Genomic DNA, 10,457 nt, shown 5'->3' with positions numbered 1-10,457 from the left:
AAGATTAAATCTCAACTATTACAAATTATAGGAGGAATAGAATCTAATATTGTTTGTGAATCTAATATTATTACGGGACGTATTTTTCCAACTTCATTTATTTTAGCAGGATCAAGCCTAGCCAAATAAATACCGCCCCGTGTTAATATTTCTTTTTGCTCCACCATTTCCCCTTTTCTTTTAGTAATTCTGAATTTAAGTTTTCAGTGATTTCTGTCATTTCTTCTAGATATTTTTTAGATTTTTTCATTGCATTAAAGCTTTTTATAATATCGTTTTGTTCAAATTGAAACTGTAGATTATCGAGTTCATGTACAATGGCTTGACGAATAAAGGCTGTTCTAGATAATCCTAGCTTTTTAGCAATTTCATTACTAGCTTTAGCTATATTATCGGGTAGAGTAATAGATAAGCTTGTCATATCATTTTTTATATATAATTTTATATTAAATTTAATACTAAATTCTTAAAAAAGCAATATATACTAGGTCAACTTCAAAAATTGGCTATGTCATCCTACAAGAGCTGCGGTACTCACGTATTAAGTAACTGCTGCCGCTTCTCGCTTTGTGAATTCCTTGCTCTTTTTGAAGTTGACCTTCGTATACTACTTTTCATTTCACATCAGTATACTTACAATTCTCTAACTGGTTTTAATACTAGCTTCTTATTCCTGAAGATATTGGTTTTAGAAAAGAAGCCGTTTTTTGGTTTTTTAAAATCACGTTTATAATTTTCACCGGTGACAACATTATAGCTAGTAATTAAAGAAGGTATAACCTCGTTATAATATATTTTATAAAGGTCGTGCATAGTTTCTTTGGTAGTTAAATATCCCCATTTTACGGCTTGTTGCGGTACTCTAGCGAGTGCCTCAATACAGGCTACAGCTTCTTCAATTTCAGGGTTTTTATTTTTATACACTTCAGCGTTTGGCGATAAATTAGCTTGCATATCTTTAAACATAGCCTCAATCATTAATGCCATATATTTATCGGTTTTAAATTTTTTTACAAATATTAGGTTATTTCTACTGCTATAATTTAAAAGCCGAAATTTATATATTAAAATCATGAATTTTATAGCATAAACTTTTAAGCCACTAACCTTGTTTGCATTATAAAATTTAAGTTTCGTTTCATAATCTAATTGCTTTTTCATACCCGCTTTAAGGAGTTTACTAAGCAAATTATGACAATGTATTATATCATTTTTTCTAGCAATTCGTACTTTATCGGTAGCTTTAGTACCGGAAAGATTAGCCGAATGGCGAGTTATTTGTCTGCCTTTATCATCTCTTTTTATATCGGCAAAATGCCCAAGCTCTTGGGCTGCGATAATCTGAAGCCTAGCAACGGCAGGCCAGCCATTACCGTACATAGGATAATCTTTATTGTTTTCAGCAAAAGGATTGCCGCCGCATGAAACAAAAATAGCTACATCCTTGCCGTTAGTGCTTTGCATACCGCTATTACCGCCTACTCGTTGCCAGCTAACCATATCCATCATATCGCCGATATTATGCGAATAGGTAAGAAATACTTCCGTCTTATTAAGAAGAAGCCACCTTATTACAATCGGATGAGCCGACTGAACAAAAAGACGTGCCAGCATTTCAGTTACTTCTTTCTTAACCGGTTGTAGCTTTTGTATTTGTTTTTTTAAGTTATCAAAGATTGATTTTATTTTCTGATCTGAAGCAGAGTTTCTATATAAATTTTGAAAAAGCTTGGTAGTTTCAGGGATTAAATGCGGGCTTGTTAGTTCTTCTTTACTAACCATTAAGCTTATATTAAGAGCAGGCTCGGTAAATCTTGCAAAATTGCAGCAATCATCGGTATCTATCCGTAATTTACCAGACTTAATTAATTGCATAGCCAAATGCTCATACTCTATTTCCATGTCCTGCTTATAAATAGCAGGAACATTGTCAAGAATGTAGTATATGCTGGTCATTTTTTAAATAAATTTATTGTTTAACATCACCTACTATCGTTATAGCACCATTTTCATCTATATCTAAAAATAATACCTCTATTGCGTCAAATTCAAACACAGGTCCCTGTTCAAATTACGGTTTAGGTTCAAGTTTTACCATAACTTTAACAAAATTTAAATTAGGAAATACTTTTTGAAAGCAATCTACAAAAAATTTATCCGATGACCCTAACTTTATTGCATCTAATGCTTTTTTGCTATCAGTTTCATTTTTAATACAGATGTTAATTGCCTCTTCTCTAAAAAATAAATGAGGATAATCCTTGAAAACTTGTTTTATCAGCTCCTTATATTTATCATTATCACCAAAATATTTGAGGCACGCCTCATTACCGTGTCTAAATATTTTATATGCCAAGAATAAGAAGAAGCAGCCTTGCTCTACTGTCGTAAGTTTATCTTCAGAATATTCTTTATTAAAAAAAGCTTCAATTCCTCTTCTGATGCCCGATAAAGAAATCATCGGAAAATATGATTTTGAGAAATCAAATAAAAAGTAAGGTATATTTATACTTGTTAACTGTCCAGTTTTTGCTTTCTCGGTTATTATTTCAGATTCAGGTAATTGCTTTTCTATTTGCCATAAATCATATTCTACGTTACCGGGAGTAGTTTTCTTTATATCATCCCATGATTTGTGAAACTTCTTTTCTACAGTAGTTAAAATTCGTGTTAAAAACGGTTCTTTACTCTTTAATATATCCTCTGCATTCTTATGCATATAACTAATCAAAGAAATAGCATCTTGAAGTGCTACTTTTTCCATAGGTTTACTATTCATTTCTTTGGTATTATTGGTATCATAACGAAAAAATTTATTTTGCATCGGCAGTTTATCCGTAAAGAAATTGCTGAACTCCGTCTCATTATTTTTTGTGATTTCTGCGCTCCTTAAATTAGCAAAAAATAAAGCTAATCTCTGTAGTTCTTGACCTATAGGTACGGTCATATCCTTTTGCTTATTAAACATTTTACAAAATTTAGTAAGTACATCTACTAACTTTACTTCTTCCTTAGAGTTAAACATATTATCACCTGCATCATGAAGGACTGCTATTATAGCATTGAAAATAGGATGTAAAAACCCAGCTGATCCTACATCAGCAGTATAACAAAATATTTTTGCCCAATACATAGGTCCAACTCGTTCCAAATGCCCAGCATCAGGAACTACTAAGCCACTGCTTACGGCACTAGCAGCAATAAATACATTGTGTAAAGCCGTATTAAAATATTTATAATATTCTTCTAATCTAGGATTAATGTCTTTCAATCCGTTAATTTGGTTGTTTATAGTTATAGTAAGCGGGATATTTGCGTCTACTAACATTTTTTTATGTCTGCAATAGTTAGCTTTATTTCTGTAACATCTTGACGAAGTTCAAGCATAGAGCTTTTTAATTCATTATGTTCTTGTCTCGTTACATAATCGCTATTATTAACCAAAATTAATTGACTTTTAGATAAATCATTTTCTCTCGGTAGCAGCGGTGAATTAGTAGTTTTATTAGGTTCTTGGGGTATTTGACTAAGAATTTCTTGAAATTCTTTCTGGTTCTTTTGGGAAGGTGTATATTGTCCGAGTACAATCTTAACTTCCTTGAATTTACCTACTTTACAAAGAATTTTGTCTAATAAAAAATAAGTATTTTTAGGGACAGATTTGTATTGAGCTGTTTTACGAAATGAAATTTCTGCCTTAAAGTAAAGCTGTTGCTTTTCTGTTATATCATTATTAGTTTTTGCTTGGGAAGTATAGATTATACCATTTCCATAGTGATAGTATTGTATATATCCGACTAATCTTTTAATTTCTGCTAATTTATTAAATGCTCCTTCATAATTACAACTTTTACATAGTGTCTTAATATCTTTCAATATTTGTTTTATCATATCCTATCTATTAATAGTTATATTTGTTTAAATCATGTTATGGCCGCCATTAATGGAAATAGTCTCGCCTGTTATAAAGCCGGCATTTTCATCAACTAAAAATGCCACGGCTCTAGCTATTTCTTCAGGCTGTCCTAGTCTTTTTTTGGGGATACTATTAACGATTTTAGCAAGTACGTCTTCGGGTACTACTCCTACCATTTCGGTTGCAATATACCCTGGAGCTATACAGTTAACGGTGATATTTTTAGAAGCAGTTTCACGAGCAAGAGCCTTAGTAAAACCGATGATTCCGGCTTTAGCGGCAGAGTAATTAGTTTGCCCAACCTGCCCTGCTTGAGCATTAATTGAACTGATATTTACTATACGACCATAATCTTGGTTTCGCATCTGCTCCATTACGCTGCTAGACATATTAAAGCAAGAATTGAGATTAACGTTAATGACGTCATTCCAATCTTGATGACCCATTCTATGTAGCATTTTATCTTTGGTAATACCTGCATTGTTAACAAGAATACTTACCGGTTTTTTAAATTCCTCTTCAATTTCCTTTACTGCTTGCCTGCATTCTTCAAAATCCGCAACATTCCAGCATTTAGTTTTGATACCGTATTTTTCTTCCATTTCTTTAGCAGCGTCGTAATTACTGAAAAAATTAGCAACTACCGTAAGACCCTTATTTTTTAATTCTAAAGCGGTAGCCTTACCTATTCCTCTAGTACCGCCTGTTACAATTGCAATTTCTGACATTATTTCTCCATACCTATATTTTGACTTTTATTAAATTTAACCGGTGGGGTTATACTTGGTTTAAGTTGGACACCGATTTAGTTAACGGTTCAACAACTTTCTTATCACTGTGTATTACGATAGATTCTTTAGGATGATTTTTTTTCATATTCTGCATCTATCTTTTATCCATCTTTTTTTATCTTCAATTTTATTTGTTTTAGCCGTTACCTCCATTATACCAGCAAGTGTTTCTTTTCTACTTTTTGGAATACCCGCTTTATTTTCGCTTTTTGTTCCATAACAGCCGATAGTTGCGCCGCCTGTATAAATACTACCTTCTTGTTGAGCAATATGACCGTTTTTAAGTAATTGTATATCGATGTCTGTTATTTTTACACCGGTATATTTTGATAATGCTTGAGATATTTTATTATGTTCATTAAGTCCTTCTCTATCTTTATCGCTAGCACACATTGTTAATATTTCTTCCTGAGGTAAATTTATTAAACTAGTGGTTTTATTTTCTTGTTTATTTTGTCTTATTTTTTCTGTTAAATTACTTAAGGCATCTGATATATTTAGATTAATATTTTCTTTATCAAACGATATAAAAGGAAGTTTTTCTCGAAAGATACTCTAAAAGGAATATCTGCTTGCTCAATATTTTTTCTTAATGTTACAGATTTTTTTAATAATTCTTTTTCCTGATTCGTTAAATTTGCATTGTTAATTATTTCTACTGCATTTCCTTTAGGTTTATTTATCCTAAAAAAACGTTCAAAATTGCTTCTAGGTTTAATATGTGCTTTTAATTCATCAATTCCTTTTTCAGTTGGTAAATTTTCTGCTATTTTGTTTAAAGTGTCACTCACTCCTGAAAAATTATTTGTTACTCCTATAAGCCTAAATAAATTAAGAGGAGTATTAGTATTTTTCCCACCGACATTTTCCATAGATTTTTTTGTCTGATCAACAATTGTGGGATCATTGCTAGCTCCTATAGGACCTGAGTTTAATGTATTGGTATGAATAGTAACGCCGTCTTCAAGCCATTCTTGGGCTTGGCGTGCATTTAAGTCGGTAATTTTTTGTCTAGAATCTATATCATTTGAAACCGAGGCTAATGTACCTGCATGTTTAGATGTAAGCAATGTTTCAAAATTTTTACTGCCTTTATCGGTTATTGCCCCAATTTTCTCAAAGGCATTTCTCATGCCAACGATTTGTCGTAACTGGGTTGGGATAACATGCTTACCGTTTTTAATTGCATCAGCGTACTGATCAACAAGCTTCCTCTTCCATTCAGGCATTACATTATACCAGTTTTTACCTTCTCTATTTTGATATTCTTGCTTTTGTTCTTCTGTCAAGCCTTTAAAAGCTACTTCCGCTTCGACTACAATATGCTCTTTTCCCTCATCATTGGTGACTTTTGACAAAGTTACTATATCACAATGCTCATCATTGAAATTTTGAAAATCTTTAGCAACATTTAATTTTTTATGAGCATTTTTTATACCATGTGTTCCTAGCAATTCAGCAACATTGTCAATCTCAGTTTGCATATTTTTTGAGATATTTTCTTGTGATTTTTCCATATTCAAAGCATTAAAACTATTAATAAATTTTACTGCTTCTTTATTTAATTTCAGCACAAGCTCAGGTTTATTTTCGGTCTTTGCTATGTCTATCGCTCCTCTGATAGCGTTTAAATATTGCATTTCAAAAGCTTCAGTGCCTAAAACAATTTTTTCATTAGGGTTGTTGCGACCGTCACGTTTTAATATTGAAGTTTCGCTATTTTTTTCTTCAATTTTAGTAAGCTTTATACCGGTTCTCTCATGACGTAAAATTTCTAAACCCTGTAATGCCTCGGTAAAGCTGCCTTTTTCAACAGCTTCTTCAATTTTAGCTCTATTTGTTTCTAAAGGAACGCCTACTCCGGATGTAGTTAAAAATTCTTTTGTACGATTTAATAAAAACGCCTTATCGTTATCAAATTGTTTTTTTAATGATGAAAGCATTATAAAATTCTATATGTAGTTGTTCATCTCTTGTTATTTTAATTAAAAATTATTATATAAAAATAGTCTAGTTAAGAATATTTAACTTTATTAATTAAAATATGTTATTTATATGAATATTGATAAATTTACTGCACATGCTAAATCAGTGATAGCTAGTAGCCAATCGATTGCTGCTAAAAACGATCATCAGCAAGTATTACCTTTGCATTTATTATCTAGTCTTTTCAGTGAAGAAACAGGTATAATTCAAACCCTTATTAATAATACCGGTAGCAATATAAACTTATTAAAAGATCAAGTTCAGCTAGAACTAAATAAAATTCCAAAAGTTCAGGTTGAGGGTGGGGGGCAAATTTATTCTTCTGCTGAAGCTCTTAAAGTTTTAGAAAAAGCTAGTAGCATTGCTAAAGACAGAGGGGATAGCTTTGTAACCATAGAGCGTATATTTGAAGCATTAACTTATGATAATACTATAGCCGGTAAAATTTTAACGAACCATGGAATTAATAGTAAAAAATTAGCAGTAGCTATTTTACAGTTCCGTAAAGGCAAAAAAGCAGATACCGAATCAGCAGAAAATAGTTACGATGTTCTAAAGAAATACGGCAGGGACGTAACAGAGCTTGCCGAAAGCGGTAAGCTTGACCCGATAATCGGGCGCGATGAAGAAATACGAAGAACCGTGCAGGTGTTATCACGCCGCATGAAAAACAACCCTGTGTTGATCGGTGAACCAGGAGTCGGTAAAACTGCTATAATAGAGGGGCTTGCACAACGTATATTTAGTAAGGACGTACCTGAGTCACTTATGAACTGCCGTATTATTGAGCTTGATATGGGAGCATTAATAGCAGGAGCTAAATATCGAGGCGAATTTGAGGAGCGTCTTAAAGCAGTACTTGGTGAAATCAAGGAGTCAAGCGGTGAAATTATCTTATTTATTGATGAATTGCATTTATTGGTCGGTACGGGGAAAACCGACGGTGCTATGGATGCCTCAAATTTACTAAAGCCGATGCTTGCTCGTGGTGAGCTACATTGCATCGGAGCTACTACTTTAGACGAATATCGTAAATATATCGAGAAGGATGCAGCACTCGCTCGTCGTTTCCAACCTGTTTATGTAGGTGAACCAAGCGTAGAAGATACTATATCAATACTTAGAGGAATTAAAGAAAAATACGAGCTGCATCATGCCGTGCGAATTTCCGATAGTGCAATAGTTGCAGCAGCGACGCTATCAAACCGTTATATTACTGATCGTTATTTACCTGATAAAGCTATTGATTTGATTGATGAAGCTTGTAGCCGTATGAAAATTGAGTTGTCAAGTAAACCGGAAGAGCTTGACGAGCTAGATCGCCGTATTATTCAGATAAAAATAGAACTGGCAGCTTTAAAGAAAGAAAATGACGAGCATTCTAAAAAGAAAATTACCCATTTAACTGAGGAACTCGAAAAGTTAGAATCTAAATCATATGATATGAACGCTAAATGGCAAGCAGAAAAGTCTAAACTACAGCAAGCTCAAAAACTTAAAGAAGAGTTAGAACGAGCAAGAATCGATCTAGAGCGTGCCGAGCGTGACGCTAATCTCGCTAAAGCTAGTGAGCTAAAATACGGAATTATACCTGAGATTATGAAAAAGATTCAGGAAGCCGAAAGTATGGATAATAAAGGGCTATTAAAAGAAATTGTATCGGAAAGTGATATAGCAAGTATTATCTCTCGTATTACTGGTATTCCGATTGATACTATGCTATCAAGTGAACGTGAGCGTTTGCTTGTAATGGAGCAGAAATTATGTGAATCGGTTATAGGACAAGATGAAGCAATTAAAGGCGTTAGTGATGCAGTTAGAAGATCACGCGCAGGTATTCAGGATATTAACCGCCCGCTTGGTTCCTTCTTATTCTTAGGACCTACAGGAGTAGGTAAAACCGAGCTTGCCAAAGCCTTAGCCGGTTTTCTTTTTGATGACCGTAATGCGATACTTCGTATAGATATGTCGGAATATATGGAGAAGCATGTTATTTCTCGTTTAATAGGAGCCCCTCCCGGCTATATCGGATATGATCAAGGCGGAGTGTTAACGGAAAGCGTAAGACGCCGTCCTTATCAGGTAATATTATTTGACGAAGTTGAAAAAGCCCATCCCGACATATTTAATATTATGCTGCAAATACTTGATGAGGGAAGATTAACCGATAGTCAGGGTATCACAGTTGATTTTAAAAATACTATTATAGTTTTAACTTCTAATTTAGGTGCTGAGATACTCGTTAATCAGAAAGAGGACGAAGATACATATAAAGTAAAAGATGAGGTTATGGAATATGTAAAAGCAGTATTTAAGCCTGAGTTTTTAAATAGGCTAGACGAAATTATATTATTCCATCGCCTAAATCGTGATAATATCCACGACATAGTTAAAATTCAGCTAGAAAGTTTAAAGAAAATTTTGCTACAACAAAATATTACTCTTGAATTTGATGAATCTGCCTTAAATTACTTGGCCGAAAAAGGTTATGACCCAAACTTTGGAGCAAGACCCTTAAAACGCCTTATCCAGCGGGAAATACAAAATAATTTAGCTAAAATGATTTTAGCAGGTGAAGTAAGTAGCGGCAATACCGTGAAAATAGCTAGAGAAAAGGAAGAGCTAAGGATAAAGATGATTGATTAAGCTCTGCGTACGAAAACTAAATTATTGCATAACTTATAATTTTCATTAATTTTTTTTGAGCCTAGTCTATTACTTTGTTATAACCACCTTTCTAACTTTGATAAATAAGTAAGTTAGATACAATAAAAATCTAATGAACGGAGGTGTGAAGCATTATGTATAATGACGATGAAATAGATTACGAAACAGCAGAAGAGATATTGAAAGAAATCTACTCCTTAAATGAACTTGAAGAATTAAAAAAACAAGATGGAGTAGAACTTGAAGAATATGTCGATGCTTACAATGAAGCAGTATTAGATGATAATAACAATATAACTTTTAGAGAATTTTTTGCATTGAAAGATTTCAAAGAAACCGGCTATATGAGGTTGTATGATAAAACAAAAGAATCCTATGAAATGCAACGTGCTTTAGTAATACTAACTAATGATCAATACCAAATGAGTCAAGGACAAGTTGAAAATCTTACTATTTGCCGTGGAGAAACAAGAGAGAAATCAGAGGTGGGTATATTTAACATAGGAAATGAATATTCTACAGAGCGGTTTATGTCTACAACTTCTGAGCAGAGTATTATTAATAATCATATGTCAGATGAATTAAAACCGCATCAAATTAATATTGAATATGAAATTGAAATGAATTCCTCTCTAGTAGGTGCTGATATTTCTTCTATATTAAACGATGGAGAAAAGGAAATAGTAGTATTGCCAAATACTAAGTTTGAAATAACTAATGTTAAGCACGAGGATGAGCATATCCTATGTATTAGTATGAAAAACAAGCCAATCATATATGATACATGGAAAAGTAATTTTGATCTATGGCTTTCTAACATAGAGCAATTAGTATCCACAAATACCGATATAGACATGGAAACTTATACATTAGGATCCGATGCTTCACAAATTGATATCATAACTTGATATAAAAAAGAAATATTACTTACCGCATTATGGATAAAGATTTATCCATAATTCGGGTCAATTTAGAGTTAATAACATTCAATTTCAGCTAATGTTATACTTTCAGTACCTGATAATTTATAACAATCATTACTAGTAGAGTTAGGAATTTGCAAGTCAAATAATATGTAATAGTTGAGATTTAATCTT

Annotated in this window: 10 protein-coding genes; 2 read left to right on the top strand and 8 right to left on the bottom strand. The window is 32.9% G+C overall.

What is annotated here, in order from left to right; genetic code table 11:
- Positions 1–142: 142 nt before the first annotated feature.
- The 7 genes from KYQ89_RS02460 to KYQ89_RS07670 all read right to left on the bottom strand — a co-directional run bounded on the left by KYQ89_RS02460 (position 143) and on the right by KYQ89_RS07670 (position 6,650).
- On the bottom strand, positions 143–421 hold the full coding sequence (locus KYQ89_RS02460; RefSeq protein ID WP_218460256.1) for a ribbon-helix-helix protein, CopG family: 279 nt from the start codon (positions 419–421) through the stop codon (positions 143–145).
- Between the two features lie 212 nt (positions 422–633).
- Complete coding sequence (locus KYQ89_RS02455; protein WP_218460255.1) at positions 634–1,956, bottom strand: DUF2748 family protein; 1,323 nt, start codon at positions 1,954–1,956, stop codon at positions 634–636.
- A 115-nt stretch (positions 1,957–2,071) separates the two neighbouring features.
- Positions 2,072–3,328 carry a hypothetical protein gene (locus tag KYQ89_RS07675; RefSeq protein WP_256621205.1) on the bottom strand — a complete coding sequence of 419 codons (1,257 nt, stop codon included), beginning with the start codon at positions 3,326–3,328 and terminating at the stop codon, positions 2,072–2,074.
- On the bottom strand, positions 3,322–3,891 hold the full coding sequence (locus tag KYQ89_RS02430) for a hypothetical protein (protein ID WP_218460254.1): 570 nt from the start codon (positions 3,889–3,891) through the stop codon (positions 3,322–3,324). Before KYQ89_RS02430 ends, KYQ89_RS07675 begins: the two co-directional genes overlap by 7 nt.
- Positions 3,892–3,918: 27 nt before the next feature.
- The gene (locus KYQ89_RS02425) at positions 3,919–4,644 is read right to left on the bottom strand and encodes an SDR family oxidoreductase (RefSeq protein ID WP_218460253.1); all 726 of its coding nucleotides are present in this window, start codon (positions 4,642–4,644) and stop codon (positions 3,919–3,921) included.
- A gap of 144 nt (positions 4,645–4,788) precedes the next feature.
- Positions 4,789–5,100, bottom strand: a complete 312-nt coding sequence (locus tag KYQ89_RS02420) for a hypothetical protein (RefSeq protein WP_218460261.1) — start codon at positions 5,098–5,100, stop codon at positions 4,789–4,791.
- Positions 5,101–5,204: 104 nt separating this feature from the next.
- Positions 5,205–6,650, bottom strand: a complete 1,446-nt coding sequence (locus KYQ89_RS07670; protein ID WP_256621204.1) for a hypothetical protein — start codon at positions 6,648–6,650, stop codon at positions 5,205–5,207.
- Between the two features lie 112 nt (positions 6,651–6,762).
- On the opposite strand from KYQ89_RS07670, the gene clpB reads away from it, so the two are divergent.
- A complete protein-coding gene (gene clpB, locus KYQ89_RS02400) occupies positions 6,763–9,339 on the top strand; it encodes an ATP-dependent chaperone ClpB (protein WP_218460252.1) in 2,577 nt (858 codons plus the stop codon).
- Between the two features lie 155 nt (positions 9,340–9,494).
- Positions 9,495–10,268, top strand: coding sequence for a hypothetical protein (locus KYQ89_RS02395; RefSeq protein WP_218460260.1), 774 nt, complete (start codon positions 9,495–9,497; stop codon positions 10,266–10,268).
- Between the two features lie 68 nt (positions 10,269–10,336).
- On the opposite strand, the gene KYQ89_RS02390 is transcribed toward KYQ89_RS02395, so the two are convergent.
- The coding region (locus KYQ89_RS02390; protein ID WP_218460257.1) for a DUF5424 family protein at positions 10,337–10,457 on the bottom strand (121 nt) is incomplete at its 5' end.

The sequence above is a fragment of the Rickettsia sp. TH2014 genome (genome assembly GCF_019249195.1).
In the GTDB taxonomy this organism is placed as follows: Bacteria; Pseudomonadota; Alphaproteobacteria; order Rickettsiales; family Rickettsiaceae; genus Rickettsia; species Rickettsia felis.
This window is presented reverse-complemented; position numbering and strand designations above follow the sequence as displayed.